Source organism: Laedolimicola sp. (assembly GCF_051972735.1).
Classification (GTDB): domain Bacteria; phylum Bacillota; class Clostridia; order Lachnospirales; family Lachnospiraceae; genus Laedolimicola; species Laedolimicola intestinihominis.
In genome coordinates this window covers 90,734-116,385 of the sequence record NZ_JBOKYU010000002.1, presented here as the reverse complement: position 1 = coordinate 116,385, position 25,652 = coordinate 90,734, and the positions used below count along the sequence as shown (strand labels likewise).

Below are 25,652 nucleotides of genomic sequence, written 5' to 3'. Positions count from 1 at the left end.
TTAAAAAATAACAAGACAAAACGATTAAAATAATACAACTTAGAAGATTTATTTTGCTGTATTCTATTGCAAGTTTTTGACAGCCTGCATATAATAAAGTCATCAACGAGGTTACGGACATAACCCAAAAGGAAAAAACAAAACAGGGAGGAAAAGACATGAACAAACTTTTCAAAAAAGTGACTGCCACAGCACTGGCAGCAACCATGGTTCTGGGAATGACAGCCTGCGGCGGTTCCAAGGACACTACAACAGCAGACAGCTCCAGCTCAGCAGCAACTGAGACTCCGGCAGCGGCAACAGACAACAAGGACATCAAGATCGGCGTTTCCATCTGGTCCTCTACCGACGTACTCGGTTCTCAGTGTAAACTGATTCTGGACGAGGCAGCAAAGGCTCTGGGCGTTCAGGTACAGTATGTTGACCAAGGACACGTATCCGAGAAGGTTACCGCTTCTGTAGAGCAGCTGGTAGCAGCAGGCTGCCAGGGTATCATCATCTGCAACTCTTCCGATACAGAGATGACATCCGCAATCAAGACATGTAACGATAACAAAGTATATCTGGCACAGTTCTTCCGTGTAATCAGCAAGGACAACAGCGCAGACATCTATCAGATGGCTACCGATTCCGCTTACTACATTGGCGCAGTTCACGAGGATGAGCCGGCCAACGGCGAGGCACTGGTAAATATCCTTCTTGAGAAGGGCGACAGAAACATCGGTCTGATTGGCTGGGAGCAGGGTGACGCAACCTGGCTTGGAAGATGGGAAGGCTACAAAGCAGGCGTTGAGAAATGGAACGAGGCGAACCCGGATGACAAGGCTACCCTGTCTGAGCCGCAGTACGCAGGAACAACCTCTGAGGGCGGTTCCAAGGCAGCAGAGGCTCTGATGGCAGCAGACCCGAACCTGGATGCACTGATTCCGGCAGGCGGCGGCGGAGACCCGCTTCAGGGCGCAATCGCAGCTGTAGAGCGTGCAGGCAAGACTCAGGACATCGACATCGTATCCACAGACTTCCTTCCGGACCTGGGAGAGAGACTTGAGAACGGTTCCATGGCTGGTGAGTCCGGCGGACATTACTGCGACCCGCTTATCGCGTTTATGATGGTTTACAACGCAATCAAGGGTAACTACACAGATTTCGCAGGCAAGTTTGAGGACGTTCCGTTCCCGTACCTGTATGTATCATCTGCAGATGACTACAAGGCATACGAGCAGTACTTCGTAGACCAGCTTCCGTACACAGACGAAGAGCTTGTAGCTATGTCTGAGCTGGATCTGGCAGGACTGAAGGAAGCAGCTGCTAAGGTATCTATCGAGGATGCAGCAGCACGTGCAGGCAAATAAATTCTAAGGGCTTAGAGTTTGTAGGAGCCGGTGTCGCGCGGCGATACCGGCTCCTATTATCAAAAAAATGAGGTAAAGAGTATGGGTTCTAAAAAGCTGTCGGGAAGTACAAAGGGTTATCTGATTCTGTTGGGTCTGGTCGTACTTTCCTGGGGTATCTTTAAAGTACTGTCACCGCATAACTTCGGTTCCGCAGCCAACATGCTGAACTATTTCCAGGCCAGCCTGATTGCGACCGTGGGCGCGGTTGGATTCTATTTCGTAATGGTAATGGGAATGTTCGATTTCTCCATCGGAGCGAACATCATGCTTTCCGCTATCGTGGGATGCGTATTCGCGACAAAGTTTAATCTGGGTTATGTGGGCCTGATTGCAGGCTGCATTATCTGCGGCGCTATCGTAGGCGTGCTGAACGGTATCTTCTATGTAAAGCTCCGTATCCCGTCCATGATTGTTACCACCGGTCTGGCTCTGATTTACGAGTCCATCGCCAACTATATCGCAGGCGGCGTGGAGCAGACCCTTCCGGCAAATCTTCGAATGTTCGGACAGATGCCGGGCGACATCATCCTGGCAGTTCTGGCCTGTGTGGCAGCTTACATCTTCCTGAACTACACCAAAATCGGAACATATACATACGCCATCGGAAGCAACGAGTTCGTTGCCAAGAACATGGGTATCGATGTAAATAAATACAAAGTCCTGGCATTCATCCTGAGCGGTGCGTTCCTGGGCGTCATGGCAATCCTGACCATCAGCTATGGCTCTTCCATGGTGGCCGTTACCGGTATGGCTTCCATGAGCCGTAACTTCGTACCGACCATGGGCTGCTTCTTCGGTCTGGCGTTTAAGAAATACGGTATGCCGCTGCAGGCCATTGTCATTGGTGAGTTTGTCATCAATATTATTTTCTTCGGTTTTATCGCTCTGGGCGCACCGACTGCTATCCAGGACGTTATCACCGGTCTGGCACTGCTGATTATCATCACCCTGACTACCAAGGTAACCAAGGGCGAAATCGTGAAGTAATCCAAGGAGGAGAATGCAATGAGTGAAGTAAGATTACAGGTTAAAAATCTTTGCAAGTCCTTCGGTATTACGAAGGCGGTACAGAATGTATCATTTAATGTAAATAAAGGCGAGGTTCATGCGCTGATTGGTGAGAACGGATCCGGTAAATCCACACTGACCAACATGCTGACCGGCATCTACAGCATCGACAGCGGTACCTTCGTACTGGATGGAAAAGAAATTCATCCGAAGAACCAGGTGGAAGCCAATGAAGAGGGCGTATCCATCATCGTACAGGAGCTGGGAACTCTGTCCGGCCTGACCGTAGCGGAAAATATTTTCCTGGGCCATGAGGACCGTTTCGTACACTTCGGAATCAAGAATACAAATGCCATGAACAAAGAGGCCACCGAACTTCTTCATAAATACGGTTTCGACAGAATTAAGGCCTCTGATATCATTGATAATTACAATTTCGAGGACAGAAAGCTGGTTGAGATTGTAAAGGCAACCTATTTTGATCCCAAGATCGTAGTCATCGACGAAACCACCACAGCTCTTTCCCAGGAAGGACGTGAGGAGCTGTATAAGCACATGAACCGTATCCGTGAGAGCGGCAATACCGTTATCTTCATTTCCCATGACCTTCCGGAGATTCTGGATAAATCCGATACCATCACCATCCTGCGTGACGGTGTATACATTGACACCGTAAAGAGTGCGGATGTGACCGAGGACGACCTGAAGCGCCTGATGGTAGGCCGTGAGGTAACCGGAGATTACTACCGTGCGGACTACGGCGAGAAGGTATCCGACGAAGTAGTTCTTTCCGTAAAAGATGTGACGGTTCCGGGACTCATTGAGGATGTATCCTTCGACCTGCATAAGGGTGAAATCCTGGGCTTCGGCGGACTGTCCGAGTCTGGTATGCATGAGATTGGAAAAGCCATCTTCGGCGCTTCCTATGACAGAACGGGTAAGGTAGTTCTGGCGGACGGAACCGAGATCAACGATATCCCGACTGCAATTAAACACAGTATCGCGTATACTTCCAAGGATCGTGACAATGAGTCCGTAGTCCTGAATCAGAGCATCGGTGACAACATCTGTCTGCCCTCGCTGGATGAGCTGGCTGGTAAAACCCACATGCTCAGCGATAAGAAACTGAAGGAGTTCTCCAACAAGTTCGCGAAGCAGATGTCCGTCAAGATGGTCAATGTGGACCAGTTTGTATCCGATCTGTCCGGCGGTAATAAGCAGAAGGTTGTACTGGCCAGATGGATTGGAAAGGATTCCGACATCGTCGTGCTGGACAGCCCCACACGAGGCATTGATATTAAGGTAAAACAGGATATCTATCAGCTGATGAATCAGATGAGAAAGAACGGAAAATCCATTATTATGATTTCCGAGGAGCTGATGGAGCTGATTGGTATGTGTGACCGTATCGTAATCATGAAAGACGGCAAGATCAGCGGCGAACTGGAGAGAAGCAAGCAGCTGGATGAGAACAGCCTGATTACGATGATGGTATAAGGAGGCAGTTATGGAGAATCAAGTAAAGACAAACACAGAACAGAAAGAGCAGCAGCTCAAAAAATTATCCAAAATGTCGATGATCCGCGCCCTTCTGCCGATTGCAGGACTGGTTGTAGTATTCCTGGTATTCAACGTTCTGACCAACTTCAGAATGATGAACAATATGTCCCTTGTACTTTCACAGGTATATGTTACAATGATTGCGGCAACAGGCGTATTTTTCATCATGACCATGGGCGGCCTGGATTTTTCGCAGGGTTCTATCCTGGGTATCGCATCCATCGTAGTATGTATGCTTTCCAAAATCAGCATTCCGCTGGCTATCGTAGGCGGTATTGCTGCAGGCGCGGCTATCGGAGCCATCAACGGATACTTCTATGTATGCCGTAAAATTAAATCATTCATCGTAACGATTTGTACCATGTTCCTGTTCAGAGGCTTTATCAAGTATCTGACCACCAATGCGCCGGTCACAGGCTCGGCGCTGCTCATCAATTATGACAGCACAGCACTGAAGGTTATCTGCACCGTAGTGGTTCTGGTTATCGGCTTTGTACTGTTCCGTTTCACCAAATTCGGAACCTATCTGAAAGCCATCGGAGCAGGTGAGAAGGCGGCTATGTTCTCCGGTATCCGTACCGACAGAATGAAGTTCCTCATTTATGTACTGGCAGGCGCCATCACAGGTTTTGCGGCATTCATTAACGTTATTAAGGTAGGTTCGGTAACCTCTTCCGGCGGAAATCAGCTGGAGACACAGATTCTGATTGCGCTGGTACTGGGCGGCATGCCGATCTCCGGCGGCGCGAAGGTAAGATTTGAGAATATTATTGTAGGTTCTCTGCTTTACATCGTGCTGAACAGCGGACTGACCATGATGGGCTTCTCCACGCAGATGATGCAGCTGATTCAGGGTGTTGTATTCCTGGTATTCGTGGCTGTATTCGCGGACCGTCAGTCTCTGCAGGTTATCAAATAAATCATTACGACGGAAATACGAAACAAAAGGCGGGGGACAGATATGTCAAAAAAAGGAAGCGCGCACAGCCAGGATCTGCTGAAATATCAGAAATTATATAACTGGTGCAGAACGCTGATTACCAGCGGAGTAATCAAAAATAAGGATAAATTCCCATCGGAAAATATCCTGCAGAAAAAGTTCGGTTATTCCAGACAGACTGTGCGGACGGCGCTGAATCAGCTTGAGGAGGACGGTTTGATCGTCCGCGTCAAGGGAAGCGGAACCTATGTATCTTATGAAAATAAAAATGAGGATAAGGGAAAGCCGCGGGTTGGACTGATTCTGAGCTATTTTTCCGATTATCTGTTCCCGAGAGTATACGACGGAATTGAATCCGTCATGACGGAAAAGGGTTATGAAATTGATGTGGCGGTGACGAAAAACCGTCTGAATGATGAGGCTATGTATCTGGAAGGGCTGCTCTCCAGCAATCTTTCCGGGCTCATCATAGAGGGAACGCGTTCCAGCTTCCCCAACCCGAATATCCGTCTCTACAATGAGATTCGAAAGAGAAACATACCGACTCTGTTCATCCATAATCACTATCCGAACCAGAAGTTTGACAGTGTGGAAATGTCGGATGCCCGGGCGGGCTACGAGACAGCGAAAATTCTGATTCAGAACGGCCACCGGAGAATCGGAGGCATTTTCAAATACGATGATATGCAGGGGATGGAACGCTATAAGGGTTTCATTGAGTGCCTGTCGGATTATGGCGTAAAGTTTGACGACGATTGGATTCGCTGGTATTCCACCAAGGATATGGAGGAGAAGCTGAGCAAGAAGGGGCTGATGCGGATGTACCGCAGAACCAAGGACTGCACGGCAATGATTCTCTATAACGATGAGGTGGCCGAGCACTATATGGAATTCCTGGAGGACAGAGGTCTGAAGGTGCCGGATGATATGTCACTGATTTCTTTCGATGACGCGGAGCTGGCCCAGAGCGGGGATGTGAAGGTGTTATCGGTCGTCCATCCCAAATACAATCTGGGACGTGTCACAGCCCGGAATCTGCTCCGCATGATGGAGGATCCGGATTGGCAGAACAAAAATTATTCTCACCGTTTTCCGGTCACGTTCAACGACGGAAATTCGGTCAAGGATATACGCAGCCAGGCGTAGAGCCGGGCTGCCGGAACGATGAAAGTTGGCAAACATTTTTGGAAAATTATTCCAGGAGGTAACAAAAATGAAAAAACTGTATTTTGTAGTAGGTTCTCAGGATCTGTACGGCGAAGAGTGCCTGAAGCAGGTAGCGGCAGACGCTCGTGAGATGGCAGAGTTCCTGAATGAGAAGCTGGAAGGAATCGCGGCAGTGGAAGTACTTCCCACCGTAGAGACTTCTGAGATTTGTATCGAGGATATGCGTAAAGCGTCCTGTGACGATGACTGCATCGGCGTCATTACCTGGATGCACACCTTCTCCCCGGCCAAGATGTGGATCAAGGGACTGCAGGAGCTTAGAAAGCCCATGCTTCACCTGCACACACAGGCCAATGAGAAGCTTCCGTATGACGATATCGATATGGACTTCATGAACCTGAACCAGGCAGCACACGGCGACCGTGAGTTTGGCTTCATCGTAGCAAGAATGGGTATTCCCCATGAGGTGGTTGCAGGATACTATAAGCATGACGACGTAGTAGCGAAGATCAAGAGATTCGCGCAGGTAGCAAAGGCTATCAACTACTCCAAGTCCCTGAAGGTAGCTTCCTTCGGAAATAACATGAGACATGTGGCAGTTACCGACGGCGATCGTGTAGAGAGCCAGATCAAATATGGCTGGGAGTGCAACTACTATGCGCTGGGCGATGTGGTAGACATCATCAATGAGGTAACAGAAGAAGAAATCGACGCGAAGATGAAGGAGTATACGGATAAGTATACCATGAAGACAGACCGCATTGATTCTGTTCGCGAGCAGGCAAAATACGAAGTTGGCTTCGAGAAGTTCCTGAAAGAGAACGGCATCGGCGCATTTGCGGACACCTTCCAGGATCTGCACGGCCTGAAGCAGCTTCCGGGTATCGCGGCACAGAACCTGATGGGCAAGGGCGTTGGCTTCGGACCGGAGGGAGATTATAAGATTGCAGCTCTGTCCGCAGTTCTGATGCAGATGGCAGAGGGACGCGAGGGAGCAACCGGTTTCATCGAGGACTACACCTATGACCTGACCGAGGGTCAGGAGCTGGAGCTGGCTTCCCATATGCTGGAGGTTCCGGTAGCCTTTGCTGCTACAAAGCCGGAGATCGACGTGCTTCCGCTTGGTATCGGCGGAAAAGAGGATCCCGCAAGACTGATCTTTGACGGTGTAACCGGAGACGGAATCCAGGTAACCATGGTGGACATGGGCGACCGCTTCCGCATCATCTGCGCGGACATCGAGCTTGTAAAACAGCCGAAGCCCATGCCGAAGCTGCCGGTAGCCAGAATTATGTACCGTCATAAACCGAACTTCGCCATCGGTACCGCAGCATGGTGCTACGCAGGCGGCGCTCACCACTCCGTAGTATCCACCGCGCTGACCAGAGACGACATTGCCATGTTCGCCCGCCTGACCGGCACCGAGCTTGTCACCATTGGTGAAGACACCACAGAAGCAGAGCTTCAGAAATTTTTCATGAAATAAATAACAGGCAATACGATTAGAACCCATATTGCAGGAAACGCCGCCGGATCCGGGAGGATTCGGCGGCGTTTCTGATTTGCGCTCTATCCTTGTAAAGTACCGCCCGGATGTGCTATAATAGGAACATTAGAAAGCAGACAAAATAAAAAAGTATAGAGGAAAATGAGATGAAAAGAAAGGTTCATTTAAAAGGCCGCCTGAAACGGTACGTGCAGTGGCCGATTCTGATGAGCATTCTGCTTCTGGTGATGAATCTCTGTATGTATCCCATATCGGTGAAAGCCGGTGTGGTCATGAGCGTATTTGTGCTGGTGTATATCGTGATTGTGACGGTGCTGTATGTGCAGAACCGGGCGCAGATCTACGGGGAGCTGGTGTCCTTTGCGACCCAGTACGGGCAGATACAGAGAAAGCTCTTGAAGGAGCTGGCGATTCCCTACGCATTGTTGGATGAGGACGGAAAAGTGCTGTGGGCCAACAGCGCGTTTTTCGCGGCCAGTGAGAAGGGAAAAAAGAATCTGCGGAAATCCATCACCTACTTCTTTCCGGAGTTTACCACAGATTTGCTTCCGGAGGATGATTTCGAGGATACCCGGACCGTGCGGTTTTCTGCGGAGGAACGGGATTACCGTGCGGACGTGCGCAGAGTGTATCTCGATCACATCATGGAGGACAATACCTTCGTGGATGTGGAGGAGGATGACAGCTACCTGATCGCGGTGTATCTCTTTGATGAGACCGAGATGAACAAGTACATCCGTATGATCAAGGAGCAGCGGCTGGTGGCCGGATTGATTTACCTGGACAATTACGATGAGGCGCTGGACACTGTAGAGGAAGTCCGCCGGTCTCTTCTGGTGGCGCTGGTAGATCGAAAGATCAACAAGTATATCTCATCCTTCGGCGGTATCGTAAAGAATATTGAGAAGGATAAGTACTTTGTAGCCATTCAGGAGAAGGATCTGCCTGTCATGCGGGAAAATAAGTTTGAGCTTCTTCAGGATGTGAAGACGGTCAATATCGGAAATGAAATGGCTGTCACCTTAAGTATGGGCTTCGGCTGTGCCGGCAAGACCTTTGCGGAGAATTACGAGTTTGCACGGATTGCTATTGATTTGGCGCTGGCCCGCGGCGGCGATCAGGTTGTTATCCGGGAGGGCGAGAAGATCTCCTATTTCGGCGGCAAGACCCAGCAGGTGGAGAAGACCACCCGTGTGAAGGCCCGTGTGAAAGCCCACGCGCTGCGTGAGTTCATTGAGAGCCGCGATAAGGTCATGGTTATGGGACACCGCCAGACCGACGCAGATTCCTTCGGCGCGGCCATTGGTATCTACCGGGCGGCCAAGGTGCTGGGAAAGCGGGCTTATGTAGTGCTGAATGAGGTGACCACCTCCGTCCGTCCCATGAAATCCTGCTTCGAGGATAACCCGGTCTACGAGCCGGATATGTTCTTAAGCAGCGAGCAGGCCATCGAAATGATTGACCGGAATACGGTTCTCGTAGTAGTCGATACGAACCGGCCCAGCTATACCGAGTGTCCGGAGCTTCTGACCCGGACGCCCACCATCGTAGTGCTGGATCATCATCGTCAGACCAACGAGCAGATTGAAAATGCGGTGCTTTCCTATATCGAGCCCTACGCGTCTTCCGCTTGTGAAATGGTAGCGGAGATCCTGCAGTATTTTGACGAAGGATTGAAAATCAAGGCGGTAGAGGCGGACTGTCTCTACGGCGGTATCATCATCGACACAAATAATTTCACCAGCAAGACAGGCGTGCGGACCTTCGAGGCTGCGGCGTTTCTGCGTCGGTGCGGAGCGGATGTGACCCGTGTCCGCAAGATGTTCCGGAACGACATGACCGAATACAAGGCCAGAGCCGAGGCGGTGCGCCATGCGGAGCTGTACCACGGCTTTGCTATCGCCATCTGTCCCAATGAGAATCTGGAAAGTCCCACCATCGTGGGCGCCCAGGCAGCCAATGAGCTGCTGGACATCAATGGCGTCAAAGCGTCCGTTGTACTGACGGACTATCAGCATAAGACTTATGTGAGCGCCCGTTCTATCGACGAGGTGAATGTGCAGCTTCTGGCAGAGCGGATGGGCGGCGGCGGCCACCTGAATATGGCCGGTGCCCAGCTGGACTGTGGCGTGGAGGAAGCGCTGGAGATTGTGAAGCACACCATTGACAAGCTGCATGAGGAAGGAGAATTTTAAAATGAAAGTAATTTTGATTGAAGATGTAAAGTCCCTGGGTAAGAAGGGACAGTTAGTAGATGTAAACGACGGCTACGCAAGAAACTTCATTCTGGCGAAGAAGCTGGGACTGGAGGCGACTCCGAAGAATTTAAATGACCTGAAGCTTAAGAAAGCCAATGACGAGAAGGTGGCGAAAGAGATTTACGAGGAGGCTAAGGCTTTCGGTGAGCGCCTGAAGGAGATGGAGGTCAACGTAACGATTAAGACCGGCGAGGGCGGCAAGATCTTCGGTTCCGTATCCTCCAAGGAGATCGCGGAAGCGGCAAAGGCGCAGCTTGGCATCGAACTGGATAAGAAGAAAATGGTTCTTCCGAGCCCGATCAAGGTGCTGGGGACTACCATGGTTCCGATTAAGCTGCACCCGAAGGTAACCTCTGAACTGAAAGTGAATGTAAGAGAAGCATAAGATGGAAGAAGCAATCATCAAACGAGTGATGCCCCACAGTATCGAGGCGGAGCAGTCGGTCATCGGTTCCATGCTTATGGATCGGGAGGCTGTGCTGGTGGCGTCAGAGATACTGGCCGGCGAGGATTTCTACCAGCGGCAGTATGGCGTAGTCTTTGACGCTATGGTGGATCTGTTCAGCCGGGACGAGCCGGTGGATCTGGTGACCCTGCAGAACGAGCTGCGGGCCCGGGATGTGCCGGAGGAGGTCAGCAGCATGGAATTCGTCCGGGAAATTCTGGAGCGGGTTCCCACTTCGGCTAATGTAAAATATTACGCCAATATCGTGGCAGAGAAATCCACCCTGCGCAAACTGATCCGTCTGAACGATGAGATCAACAACCTGTGCTACGCCGGTACCGAGCCTCTGGAAAATGTGCTCGATCAGACCGAGAAAAAGGTCTTTGACCTGGTACAGCGACGGAACGCGGGCGATTTCGTGCCCATTAAGCAGGTAGTGCTGAATGCCATTGAGAAGATCGAGATCGCGTCCCGCACCAAGGGAAATGTGACCGGTATCGCCACCGGATTTAAGGATCTGGACTACCAGACATCCGGTTTCCAACCCTCGGACCTGATTCTGATCGCGGCCCGTCCGTCTATGGGAAAGACGGCGTTTGTTCTGAATATCGCCCAGTATATGGCCTTCCGAAGCGGCGAGACTGTCGCTATCTTCAGCCTGGAGATGTCCAAGGAGCAGCTGGTAAACCGACTTCTTTCCATGGAGTCCGGTGTAGACGCCCAGAAGCTCCGAAACGGTAATCTGTCCGATACAGACTGGGAACGCCTGGTAGAAGGCGCCGAGGGCGTAGCCCGTTCCAATCTGATTATCGACGACACGCCTGGTATCACCCTGGCAGAGCTTCGTAGCAAGTGCCGCAAGTACAAGCTGGAGAATAAGCTGGGAATTATCATGATCGACTACCTGCAGCTCATGTCCGGCGGAGGACGCTCCTCTGATTCCAGACAGCAGGAGATTTCGGATATTTCCCGAGGACTAAAGAGCCTGGCCCGTGAGCTGAACGTGCCGGTGGTGGCTCTGTCTCAGCTTAGCCGAGCCGTGGAACAGCGTCCCGATCATCGGCCCATGCTTTCCGACCTGCGTGAGTCGGGAGCCATCGAGCAGGACGCCGATATGGTTATGTTCCTGTACCGTGATTCCTACTATAATAAGGACACGGAAATGAAGAACCTGGCTGAGGTCATCGTGGCCAAGCAGAGAAACGGTCCCATCGGCACCATTAACCTGCTGTGGATGCCCGAGTACACTACGTTTAAGAACTTCAAGCCGGGCCCGCCCATGTAGGAGCGTAAGTCCGGAGATTCTGTACCGGCTTAAAATATAGGAAAAATAGACTGCGATTCCGTACAGAGCGAACGCATATTTACAGAAAAACAAAAATATTTTTTAAATATAATTTATAACAAAAATATTTTCAAATTGGACGATGAATTCACGAAAGATACAGAAAAAGTAACTTGAACCCCCTGCGTCCTCTATGATAAGATATAGAAAATCGCGTAGGAAGTAAAACAGTGGAATGTCAACGGAGACAGCCGGATACAGGCTGTCTCCGTTTTTTATGTAACGAAAAATTCCTGTTATATAAAAAGGCCTTCCGAGCAGGAGTCTTTCCTGTATGTGGAACTTCGGAAAATTAGCGCGCGTGAGGAGGAAGAGTCTATGATTGAAATGATTACCAATGTAAATAGTGCAGTCAATAATGTGGTATGGGGCTGGCCCGCACTGATTCTGCTGGGCTTTACGGGAGTGCTGATGACCAGTATGACTGGATTTTTCCAGCTGTCCCATCTGGGGCACTGGCTGAAGAATACGATCGGATCCATTTTCAGCGACCGGAATATCACAAGGCACACGGAGGATCGCAGCATCTCCCAGTTCCAGTCCCTGTGTACAGCACTGGCGGCTACGGTCGGTACCGGCAATATCGTCGGTGTGGCGGGAGCCATCGCAGTCGGCGGACCGGGCGCGGTATTTTGGATGTGGCTCATCGCGTTCTTTGGCATGATGACCAACTACTCCGAGAATGTCCTGGGTATCCTGTACCGGCGGAAAAACAGCAAGGATGAATGGGCCGGCGGCGCCATGTATTATCTGAAAGACGGCCTGGGAGAAAGGAAGGGCTGTAAGAAACTGGGTGCAGGCCTGGCGGTTCTGTTCTCCTGCTTTTGCCTGCTGGCTTCTTTCGGTATCGGCAACATGAGCCAGGTCAACTCCATGGTCAGCAATGTGTATACAGCCTTCGGTATCCCAAAGCTGGCCACCGGCATCTTCCTTTTCGTGGCAGTATCCCTGGTAGTAATCGGTGGCCTGAAGCGAATCGCGGCAATTACCGAGAAAGTGGTTCCCTTCATGGTGCTGCTGTATCTGCTGGGTACGCTGGTGAGCATCGGTATGAACATTTCCACGATTCCGGCGGTGTTTGTATCAATCTTTAAGGGCGCGTTTGCTATGAAATCCGTGGGCGGCGGCATCGTCGGCTCCGGTATCGCCCTAGCCATGAAAATGGGTATGAAGCGAGGCGTATTTTCCAACGAGGCAGGTCTTGGTTCTTCGGTTATGGTACATTCCAGCTCCAATGTAAAGGAACCGGTGCGCCAGGGTATGTGGGGCATCTTTGAGGTGTTCGCGGATACAATTATTGTATGTACGCTGACGGCGCTGACGATTCTTAGCTCCGGTGCGCTGGATCTGACCACAGGTCAGCTGACCGGCGAGGCCGCGGCCATCGAGTCCAGCGCCCTGGTGAGCTACGCCTTCGGCAATCATTTCGGTTTTCTGGGTTCCGCTTTTGTGGCCGTTGCGATTCTGCTGTTTGCCTACTCCACAGTGCTTGGCTGGAGCCATTACGGCGCGACCGCCTGCGAGTATCTGTTCGGTACCGGCGCGACAAAGATTTACCGGATGGTCTTTGCAGTTGTTGTTCTGGCGGGCTCTGTGATGAAGGCACAGCTGGCGTGGGATATTTCCGATACCTTTAACGGCCTGATGATGCTTCCGAACCTGATAGGCGTTATCACCCTGTCGCCGGTGGTTATGCGCTGTACGAAGAATTATGTGGCGCGAAATCTGCACGGCAAGGATGTGGAGCCTATGCTCTCCATGTTCCCGGAGATTCAGAAAATGCAGGAGGAGGCGTTAAAGGAGGAGCTGCGTGAGGACGCGGATGCTGCGGCGAAGGCCTATGGAGAAGCATCAGATTCTGTCGTAAAGGGCTAAAAAATTTCCAAAATATGGTTGAAATTTCTTCTGAACCTGTTATACTGTTGAATATGGAAAAATATTACATTTCCATAGAACGAAAACCGGCAAAGTGACAGGGGAGGAAGAGCCATGAGCGAGACACGCTATATGATTTCCGACGCTTCCAGGCTGGTGGACGTGGAAGCGCATGTGCTGCGATATTGGGAAGAGGAACTGGGGCTTCCCATCGGGCGCAATGAGATGGGCCACCGTTACTATACAGAGGAAGATATCCGGTTATTCCGGCATATTAAAGGACTGAAGGATGGCGGGGTGCAGCTGAAGGCGATTAAGCAGCTGCTTCCGGAGCTGGAAAAAGGGGACGTGAAGCTGGAGGGTCTGCTGGCCCGGGCCAGCGGGATTCCGGTATCCGCAGACGGCGATACGGCCAGAGAAGAGAGGATGCAGCAGTTTCAGTGCATTATGAGCCGTCTGATTGCGGAAGCGCTGGAGGATCACACCGAAAAGATGGGCTGTGAAATCAGCACCCAGGTCAGCGGCCAGGTGATTAAGGAGATGGATTATCTGCTCCGCATGAAGGAGGAGCGTGAGGACGAGCGCTTCCGCCGTCTGGATGAAACCATCCGTAATTCCCAGAAAAGCCGCAAGGAAAAGGCGGCTATTGCAAAAGAAGAAAAGCGAAAATGGAATTTTTTCGGACAGAAAAAGGGACAGGCCGTGTAGGTCTGTCCCCTTCGTTTCTGCTCTTTGTCAGATTACTCTGCGCTGATAGCACCGTGCGGGCACTCTGCCTCGCAAGTACCGCAATCCAGACATGCGTCTGCATCGATTACGTACTTTCCGTCTCCCTCGCTGATAGCCTCAGCCGGACAGACAGCTGCACATGCGCCACAATCCTGACAGTCGTCACCAATTACATAAGCCATGATGTAAATCCTCCTTTTATTATCCTGCAGGACGGAAACTCCGTTCACAGGTGATATATGTTGTTAGTATCGCCAAAAGGCGATAGCCTCGTACAGGTGTATTTTATAATAAATGTGTAGAATATACAAGTGAAAAATCTATAAACTTGGCATTGTATCGAAAATTACACAAAAAAATCCTTGCAAAATACTCGGAATTCGATTATAATAGTACCGCTATACATGAATAATACCGTCGCATGGCGGTAACGATACTGAGTATTATAAGGAGGAAATTCAAATGGCACAGGTAAATAAGGATATGCTGATTGCTGATGTACTGAAGACAGACGAGAACATGGCAGGGATCCTGATGCGTGAGGGTATGCACTGCGTAGGATGTCCGGCACACCAGATGGAGTCTCTGGGCGAGGCTGCTATGGTTCACGGCATTGACCCGGATACACTGGTAGCAAGACTGAACGCATTTCTGGAAGCAAGCCAGGCGTAAGGGTCGGCGGATATATAAGAAATATGAGACACTGTAGCGGATGTTACAGTGTCTTTTCTTAATGTAATAGGAAATTCCGATGGAATCCCCTATTACATAAAAAACATTATCGCACTGCGGCGGAGAGGTAGTATGTCGCTTAGGCGATCCGCCGTAGGCGGAGAATCCTGCGTAGCAGGATTCTATTTCCCGGGAATTTACTTTACAAATTTTTAAGAAAATCGGACCTTCGTTTTTCTTGACGTGACAACCCGGCCAGACATATAATGAAGCTAGGTTCCGACCGACTGGTCGGTCGGAAATTCGAAAAAGAGGAGGAAAACCATGAAAAATAAGAGCAAACTGGCGATGGGTCTGGTACTGGCCATGAGTGTGTCCATGGTGGGCTGCAAAGGCAAGGAGAAGACCGAAACAGAAAAGGTAAATGTGGAGGTACAGACGCCAGGGAGCGGTGAGGTAACTCTGGACACCGATTACATAGGAAGCGTGTCTCCGGAACAGCAGGTCTATGTGGTGCCGCTGGTATCCGGCACTGTGACCCAGGTGAATTATGCCGTGGGCGATACGGTAAAGGAAGGCGACGTATTGTTCAAGATCGACGACGAGGCGGCGCAGCTTCAGATGGACAATGCCAAGGCGACCTACAGCCAGGCACAGGCGGGCGTCAACGTGGCGACAGGTGGTTCCAGACATCTTCAGAATTATCAGACAGAGCAGGGTATCGATACTCTGGAGGATAACCTGGATAAGGTGCGGGACGGCATCAAGGATATGGAGAGTCAGATCAGTGAGTTGGGTGATAAGGAAACACAGCTCAGTCAGGCGGTGACCGGAGCCAAGGCAAATGCGGATGCGAAAAATCAGGCATTGGCACAGGAACAGGTAAAGCTGGATAACCTGAAAGCGGAGTTGGAAAAGCTTCAAAATCCGGGAAATGATGAGAGCGGCAATCCGATTTCCCCGGATGCAACGGCTATTTCCGCGAAGCAGGCAGAGATTCAGACCCAGGAGACGGTTGTGGCTAATGCAAAGCTGGAGCTGACCCAGGCCCAGGGCGCTCTTTCTGAGGCCCAGTCCGGCCTCTCCCAGGTGCAGTCCGGTAAATCCCAGCTGGAAAGCGCCCTGGAGAGCACCAAGAGCCAGAAAGAGACTCTGAAAGACAATCTGAAAATGACAGAGAAAACATATGAAATCACCAAAAATGAGGTCTATCCCCAGACCGACGCCACCTATTCCGCACAGCTTGCCCAGGCCAATGTGGGTCTGAAGTCGGCCCGGTACCAGCTGGATATGTACACCGTCAAGGCGCCCATTTCCGGACAGATCGAGTCCATTTCCGTGGAGAAGGATTCCATGGCCTCTGCGGGCAGTCCGGCTTATGTCATTTCCAATAAGGATTCGATGACCGTTACCTTTAACGTGGCAGAGAAGGCCAAGGATGAGCTGCAGGTGGGCGACGCCATCGAGGTAGAACGAAATGGCGAAACCTTTGCCGGAACCATCACGGAGGTGGGAACCATGGCAGGGCCGCAGACCCGTCTTTTCCAGGTAAAGGCTTCTGTCATCGGAGCCGGAGATAAGCTGCCCAGCGGCGTGTCCGTCAAGGTGCATGCCACCACCCAGAGGGAAGAGAGCAGCCTGGTGATTCCCTATGACGCGATTTATTTCTCCGCAGGCAGCGCCTATGTGTATTGTGTGGAAGACGGAAAGCTTGTGAAAACCCCGATTACCGTGGGCCTGATGAATGATAACGAGGCAGTTGTAGCAGACGGATTAAACGGGGAAAGTCAGGTGGTTACCACCTGGTCCTCCAAACTCAGAGACGGCGCAGAGGTTGTGGTGAAAACAGAGGCGGAGGATGCGGAATAAATGAGTCTGACAAAATTTTCCTTAAAAAGACCGGTCACGACCCTTCTGGTTGTCCTTGCGCTGGCAGTATTCGGTATCTCGTCCCTTCTGGGCCTGAGACTGGAGCTGATGCCGGATATGGATATGCCGGTGATGATGGTTATGACCATTTATCCGGGAGCGGATCCGGAATCCGTAGAGGAGCTGGTAAGCTCTGAGATAGAAGGCAAGGTGGGAGCCTTAAGCGGTGTGGATTCCGTTACCACCTATTCCCAGGAGAACAGTTCCATGGTTCTCCTGCAGTATGATTACAGTGTGGATACCAACGACGCGTATCTGGATCTCCGCGCGGCGCTGGATTCGGTGGAGCGTTCTCTGCCGGATGACTGCCAGAGCCCCATCGTTATGAAAATGGATATCAATTCCATGCCCAGTATGATGTATTCCTTAAGCACCACCGACGGCAGCGATGTTCTCTCCCTGGCCAATGACGAGATTGTGCCGGAGCTGAAGGCGGTAAGCTCGGTGGCCAGCGTAGAGGTCAGCGGCGGACGGGAGAATTATATTCAGGTGAAGCTGGACGAGGAGGCCATGAATCAGTATGGACTGACCATGAGCAGCATCGCCCAGTATATCGCGACTACAGATTTTACAGTCCCCATTGGCTCCCTGGAGCAGGGTACGCAGTCCATCAGCGCAATCAGTACGGCGGATGTGACCACGGTAGAGGATCTGCGGGAGATTCCGTTGTTTACCGCCACAGGCAGCCTGATTCATCTGTCGGACGTGGCCGATGTGCAGTGGTCCCAGAAGGAGCCGGACAGCATCAGCCGTTATAACGGCGAGGAAACCCTGACAGTCAGCGTTACCAAGAACCAGAGCGCAAGTACCCTGGGAGTGGTGCGGGACGTCAGAAAGACCATGGAGCGGCTGCAAAAGGAGCATCCGGGACTGGTGGCGACAGCCTCCTACGACGCGTCAGATATGATTCTTCTAGCTGTAAAATCAGTAGGAAGCACGCTGCTCATGGGCGTAATCCTGTCTATGCTGGTGCTGTTTATTTTCTTCGGCGACTGGAAGGCCAGCCTGATTGTAGGAAGCGCCATGCCCATCTCCCTGCTGGTGACGGTGATTGTCATGGCCGTGGCAGGCTTTTCACTGAATATCATTACGCTGGGCGCGCTGGTGATTGCCATCGGTATGATGGTAGACAGCTCCAGCGTGGTACTGGAGAGCTGTTTTCGGGCGAAGGATAAAAAGCCGGGCTTTCGGGAGGCTGCGGAAATCGGTACCAGAGGCGTGGCGGGCTCTATCGTGGCTTCTACGATTACCACAGTCGTGGTATACCTGCCTCTGTGTATCCAGACCGGACTGACCGGACAGATCTTCGGACAGCTGGGCTATACGATTATCATCGCCATGCTGGCGTCCCTGATTTCCGCGCTGACTCTGGTTCCCCTGTTCTTCTGTATCTTTAAGCCGCAGGAGAAAAAGGAACTGAAGCTGAACGGATTTCTGGATAAGGTTAAGGGGAAATATGACAGGCTGGAGCGGAAGCTCTTACATAAGAAGAAGCTGAGCGTTCTGGTAGCGGTGGTGCTGTTAGTTATGTCCTTCGGTCTGGTAGCGCTGATGAAGGTGGAGCTGATGCCGGCCATGGACGAGGGAACCATTTCCGTGGCGGCTGCCTTCCGCAGCGGTACCAAAGCAGAAGAAGTAGATAAAAAAATGCAGGAGCTTGAGGCTATGGTGGCAGCCCATGAGGACGTGGACAGCTATACCCTGACGTCTTCCAAGGGATCCGGAACCATTTCCGTTAATCTGAAGGAGAATCGGAAGCTGTCCAGCCAGGAGGTGGCAGATGAGTGGCTGGAGGAGACCAGGGATATGACCGGCGTACAGCTGGATATCACCGTCAGCAGCCAGATGTCTACCATGATGCTCACGTCAAGCGGCGGAAGCGTAACCCTGGCTTCAACCAATCTGGACGATCTGAAGGAAGCGGTTTCTGCCCTTCAGGAAAAGGCCTGGAATATTCCGGGCGTGTTGAACGTGTCCTCGGATGCCGGTGAAGGCGCTACCCAGATCCGGGTGGTAATAGATCCGTTGGACGCCATGGCTCACGGTATGACGCCCGTACAGGCAGCAGGGGGACTCTACAGTATGATCAGCGGAACCGAGGCCATGACCATTACGTCAAATGGCGAGGAATACAGTGTCATGCTGGAGTATCCGGAAGGCACCTACACAAAGGCGAGCACGCTTCTGGACGCCTCCGTCGGCGGCGTACCACTGTCAGAGATGGCGACGCTTCAATATACCGATTCCCAACAGACGGTTATGAAGCAGAACGGAAAATACACCACCACCATTACCGCCTCCTGTGTCTCAGAGGATACGGACGCAGTGGACGCGGCGCTGGATAAGCTGGTGGCAGATACAAAGCTTCCGGATTCGGTGGAACAGACCAAGGACACCATGGATGAGATGATGACAGAAACCTTTACGGCCATCGGCAAGGCGATTGCAGCGGCAGTATTCCTGGTATTCCTGGTTATGGCCATGCAGTTTGAATCTCCGAAGTATTCCCTGATGGTCATGCTGAGTATTCCCTTCAGCCTGATTGGTTCCTTTGGATTTCTCTTTCTGTCCGGACAGTCGCTGACCATGATTTCCATGATGGGTATTATGATGCTGGTGGGTATCGTGGTAAATAACGGTATCCTGTATGTGGACGGCGTCCATGCCCTGATGAATGAGGAAGGACTGGGACTGGAGGACGCGCTGATTGAAAGCGGAAAGACGAGACTCCGGCCGATTCTGATTACTACGCTGACTACCGTTATTTCCATGATTCCCATGTCTCTGGGACTGGGAACCGGAACGGAAATGATGCAGAGCATGGGTATCATTATCATCGGCGGCCTGACTGCCTCTACGATTCTGATTCTTTTGTTAATGCCGGTATTCTATCTGATGGCTTACGGAAATAAAAAAGAAAAGGGGCCGAAAAAACCGCGGAAATGGAGGCTTAGAAAGCATGGAACTGCAGAAACCGAAGTCAATGCCTGAGCTGAAGCCCAAGGTAAAGGCCCTCTACGACGCAGTGCTGGAGCTTCTGAATGAAAATGCGGACGTCAATACTCTGACCGTGTCGGATATTACGAAGCGTGCAGGTATCGGTAAGGGGACGGCCTACGATTATTTCAGCTGTAAAGAGGAAATCATTGCGGGAGCTATTATCTACGATGCCCAGACCCAGGGCGTGGAGAGCTGGGAAAGATTGGAAAATATACCGGGCTTTGAGGAAAAGATTCATTACTGCTATCACTGGGTGACAGATTGTATGCAGGAGCAGCGGGCATTTGCCCGGTTTCTGTTCCTGTCGGCCCATCCGGGAGGGGCTAAGGACGATATTATGAAGAAGCTGCAGAGCATGCTTGCGGAAAGCAGGCAGTGCGGCGATATGGGTCCTATGATGATTCTGGGAAATCTGTGTGACTGCGGCATGCGGGAATGCTATATCCGGAAGGGGCTCCCGAAGCAGGCGGCGGTGTATATGCTGCTTGGCAGCCTGACCTCCCTGGTGATGTATCTGGGAGAGGAAAACCGGACCGGGGATTTCTGCCCGGAGGAAATGGGAAGTTATCTGTGCGAGGGCTTCCTGCAGGCGGTGAAATAAGGGCAAAATAATAGAAGAAAGAAAACGGTCTGTGCTTTACTGTCACGGACCGTTTTGCTATAATAGAACCAGTGGTTTTACAATAAAATTTTAGCATCGCAGATGCAGCAGGAGGTATGAATTATGCTTTTGGAAAAACTGGAGCAGGAAGGCGTCAAAAAGGATCTGGAAGCCCTGGGTTACAACTGTGAAGAAATCTTCGGCGGTCTCAGCGAGGAGACGGATAAGCTGTACGCGTCCTATTCCTGGAGAAAGATTCCCTGTACCGTAGAGGGGATTAAGGAATATGTCATCCACGCGGTTCCTCCCGTGGAGCTTCTGGAGAAGGATTATCCCTGGGAGGAGTGGTTCATCCAGTTCGACGAACCGGTACACCATGTGTTATTTATGCATGATAAAGAGATCTGCAATGCGGAAGCGCCGATTCCGGAAGGCGACGTTCAGCACCCTGCAGAGTCCTGCGGCAGAACCTGGTACTATTACGATGATAAGAACAGCTATCCGCATTTCGCGGGAAAGGCAGAGCCCCGATAGGGCCTGCCTTTTTCTTAAGAAATTCAAAAGATTCTTAAAAAACCCGGTATCTTCTTGAACTCACTGGAATATAATGCTAGAGTATGATTTAGTATCCCATCCGCTGTGGAGGGGGAAATGACAGGAAGCAGCAGCGAAAGAGGAGAGATTTTATGAAAAAGAATAGCGGAGGAATCCGGACAGTGATTACGGCGGGCATTTTGCTGGTATTGGTGATCGCGGCAGCCTGGACATGGAAGCAGAAGAAAGCGGACGAGTCTGCAGATGCGGAAATTAAGATAGAGACGCCTGGCGAAGCTGACGATGCGCCGGAGGAACCGGTAACAGAGGTGACGAAGACGCCAACAGAGGCGGAGACGACGGCAGATCCGTCCGCAGCCGATGAGATTGCCCGTCAGGAGCAGGAGAAAAGTACTTTTGTGACAGATTATGAGAGTGAACCATTGTTATCTGCCACACCAATTAAATATCTGAGCCTGGAAGTGGGCGGAACGGACGGGGAGATTCGTCTGAACTGGATGTCGCCCAGCAGCAGTGCCGGGCAGGTCAGCTGGTACACGGTGCAGAATGGTGATTTTCAGATGGTGACGGCTAATTGCAGTTCGTCCCGGACTATGCCTGGATATTATGTAAACAAAGCGACTGTGACCGGACTTCAGCCGGGCATGACTTATGCATATAAAGTGGGAAATGACGCGGGCGGCTGGTCTCCGGAATATCGGTACACCGTGCCGGAAGGCGATACAAAGGAAGGGTTTACTTTCCTGGTGACTTCCGACGCGCAGATTGGTCAGGATCAGTATCAGGAGGAAGAGGTCAGCATCGAGGACTGGGACAAGGTGGTGACCCGGCTTACCAGATATGTGCCGGAAGCGCAGTTCCTGGTGCATACGGGCGATCAGGTAGCCCAGTTTGGCAATCCTGAGGAATACAGCGGTTTTCTGGATCATCTGGGACTCTACAGGATTCCGCTGGTACCGGTGACCGGCAATCATGACGTGGCCAACAAACAGATTTCCGAGGAATTGGGCTACGGCGGCGGACCGTATTTTTACGAACATTTCAATGTGCCGAACCGCTCCGAGGAGTACGGTATGAGTGAATATGATAAGGATGGAGATTATTATTTCATCCGGGGAAATGTATTATTTATCGTGCTGAACAGTACGACCAACCAGCCGGTGGACATTCACGAGGAATATGTTCCCAAGGTTATCGCCGAGCACCCGGATACCCGGTGGCGTGTTATCATCCAGCATTATCCGGCCTACAGCAGTGTGGCGAAATATCAGGAACGCATGGATTCTCAGCTTCGGTATTCCCTGGGTTATATCTGCGAGGATAATGATATTGACCTGGTGATTACCGGTCACGATTCCATCTATTCCCGTTCTGCTTTCACAAACCGGCGCTGTGAGAGATACGACAATTATGATTATTCCACAGGCGGGGTGGCGGTCAACCCGGAAGGAACCATGTTTGTGGTCTGCGGAACGTCCAGCGGAAGCCTGTATCAGGCAGCGACACCCAACGAAAATCTGGTATTCCAGAGTCAGGCGCAGGAGCCTACGGCCATCCGCTTTGATGTGACAGATACGGAGCTGCATCTGCGCGCCTATACCGTAGACAACTGGACTGTCTGCGACGAGTACACAATCCGCAAAGAATAGTGCGGAAACCTTGACAATCCGCGGAAAGACTGCTATATTTACCTACAGTTAGACTGGATAGAATAACATAAAGGCGGAGAAAAAGAGGAGTACGCGGGACGCACGTCAAAAGAGAGGACAGTTCATGGGCTGAGAGGCTGTCGTGGAAGGGTCGCCTGCGGAAGGTAGCTTTGGAGCCGGAATGGTGAACGGAGGTCTTATTAACCATTCACGCCCGACCAGCGTTAAAGGGTGAGAGATATGAAGCGGCAGTGTCGCTTCATAAAGTAAGGTGGTACCGCGCACAAGCGCCCTTTCGAGCATGAGAGGGCGTTTATTTTTTTTCGCAGGAAATCAAAGGAGGAACAGAATGAAAGAGTTGGCAAAGACCTATGATCCAAAGGCGATGGAGGATCGTATTTACGGAGAGTGGCTGGAGAAAAAGTATTTCCATGCAGAAGTGGATCGGAGTAAAAAACCGTTCACGATTGTTATGCCGCCTCCCAATATCACAGGAAAGCTGCACATGGGACACGCACTGGACAATACCCTGCAGGATATCCTGATCCGTTACAAGAGAATGCAGGGCTACAATGCGTTGTGGATTCCGGGAACCGACCATGCTTCCATTTCCACAGAGGTTAAGGTCATCAACCAGCTGAAGTCAGAAGGTATCGATAAGAATGAGCTGGGCCGCGAGGGCTTCTTAAAGAGAACCTGGGAGTGGCGGGAAGAGTATGGCCGCACCATCGTAGATCAGCTGAAGAAGATTGGCTCCTCCTGCGACTGGGACAGAGAGCGCTTCACCATGGACGAGGGCTGCTCCAAGGCTGTACAGGAGGTATTCCTGCGTCTGCATAAGAAGGGCTATATCTATAAGGGCTCCCGTATTATTAACTGGTGTCCGGTCTGCAAGACCTCTATCTCTGACGCAGAGGTAGAGCATGAGGAGCAGGCAGGTCATTTCTGGCACATCAATTACCCGATCAAGGGCAGCGACAAGTTTGTAGAGATCGCTACCACCAGACCGGAAACCCTGCTTGGCGACAGCGCCCTGGCTGTAAACCCGGATGACGAGCGGTATCAGGATATTGTAGGTAAGACCGTGATCCTGCCTCTGGTAGGCCGTGAAATTCCAGTTATCGCAGACGCTTATGTAGATAAGGAGTTTGGTACCGGCGTAGTAAAGATTACCCCGGCACACGACCCCAACGATTTTGAGGTAGGAAAGCGTCATAACCTGCCGGAGATCAATATTCTGAACGACGACGCAACCATCAATGAGAACGGCGGCAAGTACGCAGGCATGGATCGCTACGAGGCCCGCAAGGTCATGGTAGAGGAACTGAAGGAGCAGGGACTTCTTGTGAAGGTGGCAGACCATGTTCACAATGTAGGAACCCATGATCGCTGCGGCACTACTGTAGAGCCCATGATCAAGCAGCAGTGGTTCGTAAAGATGGAGGAGATGGCAAAGCCGGCTATCGAGGCTGTTAAAAACGGAGATCTGACCTTTGTGCCGGAGCGCTTCGACAAGACGTATCTGCACTGGCTGGAGAATATCCGCGACTGGTGTATTTCCCGTCAGCTCTGGTGGGGACACCGGATTCCGGCTTACTACTGCGACGACTGCGGTGAGATCGTGGTAGACCGTGAGATGCCGTCCGTCTGCCCCAAGTGCGGCGGAACCCATTTCACACAGGATCCGGATACCCTGGATACCTGGTTCTCCTCTGCGCTGTGGCCCTTCTCTACCCTGGGCTGGCCGGAGAACACGGAGGATCTGGACTACTTCTATCCAACCGACGTACTGGTAACCGGATACGATATCATCTTCTTCTGGGTAATCCGTATGGTATTCTCAGGCTATGAGCAGACCGGAAAGTGTCCGTTCCATCATGTACTGATTCACGGACTGGTGCGGGATTCCCTGGGACGGAAGATGAGTAAGTCTCTGGGAAATGGTATCGATCCGCTGGAGATCATTGATCAGTATGGCGCAGACGCCCTGCGTTTCACCCTGGTTACCGGCAACGCGCCCGGCAACGACATGCGTTTCTATATGGAGCGTGTGGAGGCCAGCCGTAACTTTGCCAACAAGATCTGGAACGCTTCCCGTTTCATTATGATGAACATGCCTGCTCTGAAGGAAAATGAGCAGTCTGCGGCAGAACTCAGCGGAGAAGAAATGGATCTCACACAGCTCACCGGCGCGGACAAGTGGATTCTGTCCAAGGTGAACACCCTGGCACAGGACGTGACGGCCAATATGGATAAATTTGAGCTGGGTATCGCGGTCCAGAAGCTCTACGACTTCATCTGGGAGGAGTTCTGCGACTGGTACATCGAGATGGTGAAGCCCCGTCTCTATAATGAAGAGGATCAGACCAAGGCGGCAGCCCTGTGGACGCTGAAGACCGTACTGACCAACGCCCTGAAGCTTCTGCATCCCTATATGCCCTTCATCACCGAGGAGATATACCGGAACCTGACCGGCGAGGAATCCATCATGATTTCCGCATGGCCGGAGTTCAAGGCTGAGTGGAGCTTCCAGAAGGAAGAGGCGGAAGTGGAGCTTATCAAAGAGGCTGTCCGTTCTATCCGTAACGTGCGTTCTTCCATGAATGTACCGCCCAGCAAGAAGGCTCACGTGATCGTAGTATCCGAGAAGCCGCAGGTGCGGGAGGTATTCGAGGGCAGCAAGGCCTTCTTCGGTACCTTAAGCTATGCAAGCCAGGTAACAGTTCAGGAGGATAAGAGCGGTATCGGTGAGGATGCGGTTTCCGCGCTGATTCCGGACGCAGCCGTTTATATGCCCTTTGCGGAGCTGGTAGATCTGGAAAAAGAGATTGAGCGTCTGAAGAAAGAGGAGGAGCGTCTGACGAAGGAGCTGGCCCGTGTGAACGGTATGCTGAGCAATGAGAAGTTTATCAGCAAGGCTCCCAAGAGCAAGATTGACGAGGAGAAAGAGAAGCTGGAGAAGTACACCCAGATGATGAATCAGGTGAAAGAACATCTCGCAGCGCTTGTGAAATAAGA

Annotated in this window: 19 protein-coding genes and 1 other annotated feature; of the genes, 18 read left to right on the top strand and 1 reads right to left on the bottom strand. The window is 51.5% G+C overall.

Annotated elements, in window-relative coordinates; translation table 11 throughout:
• Window positions 1–158: 158 nt before the first annotated feature.
• The 11 genes from ACTRC3_RS01275 to ACTRC3_RS01225 all read left to right on the top strand — a co-directional run bounded on the left by ACTRC3_RS01275 (window position 159) and on the right by ACTRC3_RS01225 (window position 14,207).
• Window positions 159–1,352 (top strand): substrate-binding domain-containing protein, encoded by a 1,194-nt coding sequence (locus ACTRC3_RS01275; protein ID WP_178038382.1) that lies wholly within the window; start codon window positions 159–161, stop codon window positions 1,350–1,352.
• A gap of 81 nt (window positions 1,353–1,433) precedes the next feature.
• Window positions 1,434–2,381: an ABC transporter permease gene (locus ACTRC3_RS01270; protein ID WP_440320962.1), complete on the top strand. Its 948-nt coding sequence runs from the start codon at window positions 1,434–1,436 to the stop codon at window positions 2,379–2,381.
• Between the two features lie 18 nt (window positions 2,382–2,399).
• Window positions 2,400–3,899 (top strand): sugar ABC transporter ATP-binding protein, encoded by a 1,500-nt coding sequence (locus ACTRC3_RS01265; protein ID WP_349165260.1) that lies wholly within the window; start codon window positions 2,400–2,402, stop codon window positions 3,897–3,899.
• Between the two features lie 10 nt (window positions 3,900–3,909).
• Window positions 3,910–4,881: an ABC transporter permease gene (locus tag ACTRC3_RS01260; protein WP_178038379.1), complete on the top strand. Its 972-nt coding sequence runs from the start codon at window positions 3,910–3,912 to the stop codon at window positions 4,879–4,881.
• Between the two features lie 42 nt (window positions 4,882–4,923).
• Window positions 4,924–6,048 carry a GntR family transcriptional regulator gene (locus ACTRC3_RS01255; protein ID WP_440320960.1) on the top strand — a complete coding sequence of 375 codons (1,125 nt, stop codon included), beginning with the start codon at window positions 4,924–4,926 and terminating at the stop codon, window positions 6,046–6,048.
• 67 nt (window positions 6,049–6,115) lie between these two features.
• A complete protein-coding gene (gene araA, locus ACTRC3_RS01250) occupies window positions 6,116–7,555 on the top strand; it encodes an L-arabinose isomerase (protein ID WP_440320958.1) in 1,440 nt (479 codons plus the stop codon).
• Between the two features lie 167 nt (window positions 7,556–7,722).
• The gene (locus ACTRC3_RS01245) at window positions 7,723–9,771 is read left to right on the top strand and encodes a DHH family phosphoesterase (RefSeq protein WP_440320956.1); all 2,049 of its coding nucleotides are present in this window, start codon (window positions 7,723–7,725) and stop codon (window positions 9,769–9,771) included.
• A 1-nt stretch (window position 9,772) separates the two neighbouring features.
• Window positions 9,773–10,219, top strand: a complete 447-nt coding sequence (rplI, locus tag ACTRC3_RS01240) for a 50S ribosomal protein L9 (RefSeq protein ID WP_178038375.1) — start codon at window positions 9,773–9,775, stop codon at window positions 10,217–10,219.
• Between the two features lies 1 nt (window position 10,220).
• Window positions 10,221–11,564 (top strand): replicative DNA helicase, encoded by a 1,344-nt coding sequence (gene dnaB, locus ACTRC3_RS01235; RefSeq protein ID WP_178038374.1) that lies wholly within the window; start codon window positions 10,221–10,223, stop codon window positions 11,562–11,564.
• Window positions 11,565–11,942: 378 nt separating this feature from the next.
• Window positions 11,943–13,499, top strand: coding sequence for an alanine/glycine:cation symporter family protein (locus ACTRC3_RS01230; protein WP_440320954.1), 1,557 nt, complete (start codon window positions 11,943–11,945; stop codon window positions 13,497–13,499).
• Between the two features lie 114 nt (window positions 13,500–13,613).
• On the top strand, window positions 13,614–14,207 hold the full coding sequence (locus ACTRC3_RS01225) for a MerR family transcriptional regulator (RefSeq protein WP_178038372.1): 594 nt from the start codon (window positions 13,614–13,616) through the stop codon (window positions 14,205–14,207).
• Between the two features lie 32 nt (window positions 14,208–14,239).
• Here ACTRC3_RS01225 and ACTRC3_RS01220 read toward each other — a convergent pair whose 3' ends face one another.
• On the bottom strand, window positions 14,240–14,410 hold the full coding sequence (locus ACTRC3_RS01220) for a DUF362 domain-containing protein (RefSeq protein WP_158365078.1): 171 nt from the start codon (window positions 14,408–14,410) through the stop codon (window positions 14,240–14,242).
• Window positions 14,411–14,690: 280 nt separating this feature from the next.
• Here ACTRC3_RS01220 and ACTRC3_RS01215 point away from each other — a divergent pair, with 280 nt between their 5' ends.
• From ACTRC3_RS01215 to ACTRC3_RS01185, 7 genes are all read left to right on the top strand, one after another.
• A complete protein-coding gene (locus tag ACTRC3_RS01215) occupies window positions 14,691–14,900 on the top strand; it encodes a DUF1858 domain-containing protein (RefSeq protein ID WP_178038371.1) in 210 nt (69 codons plus the stop codon).
• Window positions 14,901–15,224: 324 nt separating this feature from the next.
• The gene (locus ACTRC3_RS01210) at window positions 15,225–16,769 is read left to right on the top strand and encodes an efflux RND transporter periplasmic adaptor subunit (protein WP_440320951.1); all 1,545 of its coding nucleotides are present in this window, start codon (window positions 15,225–15,227) and stop codon (window positions 16,767–16,769) included.
• Entirely contained in the window at window positions 16,770–19,820 is a 3,051-nt protein-coding gene (locus tag ACTRC3_RS01205; protein WP_440320950.1) for an efflux RND transporter permease subunit, read from the top strand.
• Window positions 19,789–20,430: a TetR/AcrR family transcriptional regulator gene (locus ACTRC3_RS01200; RefSeq protein ID WP_440320949.1), complete on the top strand. Its 642-nt coding sequence runs from the start codon at window positions 19,789–19,791 to the stop codon at window positions 20,428–20,430. Before ACTRC3_RS01205 ends, ACTRC3_RS01200 begins: the two co-directional genes overlap by 32 nt.
• A 123-nt stretch (window positions 20,431–20,553) precedes the next feature.
• Window positions 20,554–20,964: a hypothetical protein gene (locus ACTRC3_RS01195; protein WP_440320947.1), complete on the top strand. Its 411-nt coding sequence runs from the start codon at window positions 20,554–20,556 to the stop codon at window positions 20,962–20,964.
• 152 nt (window positions 20,965–21,116) lie between these two features.
• Entirely contained in the window at window positions 21,117–22,634 is a 1,518-nt protein-coding gene (locus ACTRC3_RS01190) for a metallophosphoesterase (RefSeq protein ID WP_440320945.1), read from the top strand.
• A 67-nt stretch (window positions 22,635–22,701) separates the two neighbouring features.
• Window positions 22,702–22,932: a binding site (T-box leader), on the top strand.
• A gap of 51 nt (window positions 22,933–22,983) precedes the next feature.
• Window positions 22,984–25,650 carry a valine--tRNA ligase gene (locus tag ACTRC3_RS01185; RefSeq protein ID WP_440320943.1) on the top strand — a complete coding sequence of 889 codons (2,667 nt, stop codon included), beginning with the start codon at window positions 22,984–22,986 and terminating at the stop codon, window positions 25,648–25,650.
• The last annotated feature ends 2 nt before the right edge of the window (window positions 25,651–25,652 follow it).

Bases quoted from the DNA above. Each gene is read 5' to 3' on its own strand.
- ACTRC3_RS01260 (WP_178038379.1), top strand. From the start codon at position 3,910: ATGGAGAATCAAGTAAAGACAAACACAGAACAGAAAGAGCAGCAGCTC.
- ACTRC3_RS01215 (WP_178038371.1), top strand. From the start codon at position 14,691: ATGGCACAGGTAAATAAGGATATGCTGATTGCTGATGTACTGAAGACA.
- ACTRC3_RS01185 (WP_440320943.1), top strand. From the start codon at position 22,984: ATGAAAGAGTTGGCAAAGACCTATGATCCAAAGGCGATGGAGGATCGT.
- ACTRC3_RS01230 (WP_440320954.1), top strand. From the start codon at position 11,943: ATGATTGAAATGATTACCAATGTAAATAGTGCAGTCAATAATGTGGTA.
- ACTRC3_RS01200 (WP_440320949.1), top strand. From the start codon at position 19,789: ATGGAACTGCAGAAACCGAAGTCAATGCCTGAGCTGAAGCCCAAGGTA.
- ACTRC3_RS01245 (WP_440320956.1), top strand. From the start codon at position 7,723: ATGAAAAGAAAGGTTCATTTAAAAGGCCGCCTGAAACGGTACGTGCAG.
- ACTRC3_RS01270 (WP_440320962.1), top strand. From the start codon at position 1,434: ATGGGTTCTAAAAAGCTGTCGGGAAGTACAAAGGGTTATCTGATTCTG.
- ACTRC3_RS01265 (WP_349165260.1), top strand. From the start codon at position 2,400: ATGAGTGAAGTAAGATTACAGGTTAAAAATCTTTGCAAGTCCTTCGGT.
- ACTRC3_RS01255 (WP_440320960.1), top strand. From the start codon at position 4,924: ATGTCAAAAAAAGGAAGCGCGCACAGCCAGGATCTGCTGAAATATCAG.
- ACTRC3_RS01210 (WP_440320951.1), top strand. From the start codon at position 15,225: ATGAAAAATAAGAGCAAACTGGCGATGGGTCTGGTACTGGCCATGAGT.
- ACTRC3_RS01275 (WP_178038382.1), top strand. From the start codon at position 159: ATGAACAAACTTTTCAAAAAAGTGACTGCCACAGCACTGGCAGCAACC.
- ACTRC3_RS01190 (WP_440320945.1), top strand. From the start codon at position 21,117: ATGAAAAAGAATAGCGGAGGAATCCGGACAGTGATTACGGCGGGCATT.
- ACTRC3_RS01205 (WP_440320950.1), top strand. From the start codon at position 16,770: ATGAGTCTGACAAAATTTTCCTTAAAAAGACCGGTCACGACCCTTCTG.
- ACTRC3_RS01195 (WP_440320947.1), top strand. From the start codon at position 20,554: ATGCTTTTGGAAAAACTGGAGCAGGAAGGCGTCAAAAAGGATCTGGAA.
- ACTRC3_RS01220 (WP_158365078.1), bottom strand. From the start codon at position 14,410: ATGGCTTATGTAATTGGTGACGACTGTCAGGATTGTGGCGCATGTGCA.
- rplI (WP_178038375.1), top strand. From the start codon at position 9,773: ATGAAAGTAATTTTGATTGAAGATGTAAAGTCCCTGGGTAAGAAGGGA.
- ACTRC3_RS01225 (WP_178038372.1), top strand. From the start codon at position 13,614: ATGAGCGAGACACGCTATATGATTTCCGACGCTTCCAGGCTGGTGGAC.
- araA (WP_440320958.1), top strand. From the start codon at position 6,116: ATGAAAAAACTGTATTTTGTAGTAGGTTCTCAGGATCTGTACGGCGAA.
- dnaB (WP_178038374.1), top strand. From the start codon at position 10,221: ATGGAAGAAGCAATCATCAAACGAGTGATGCCCCACAGTATCGAGGCG.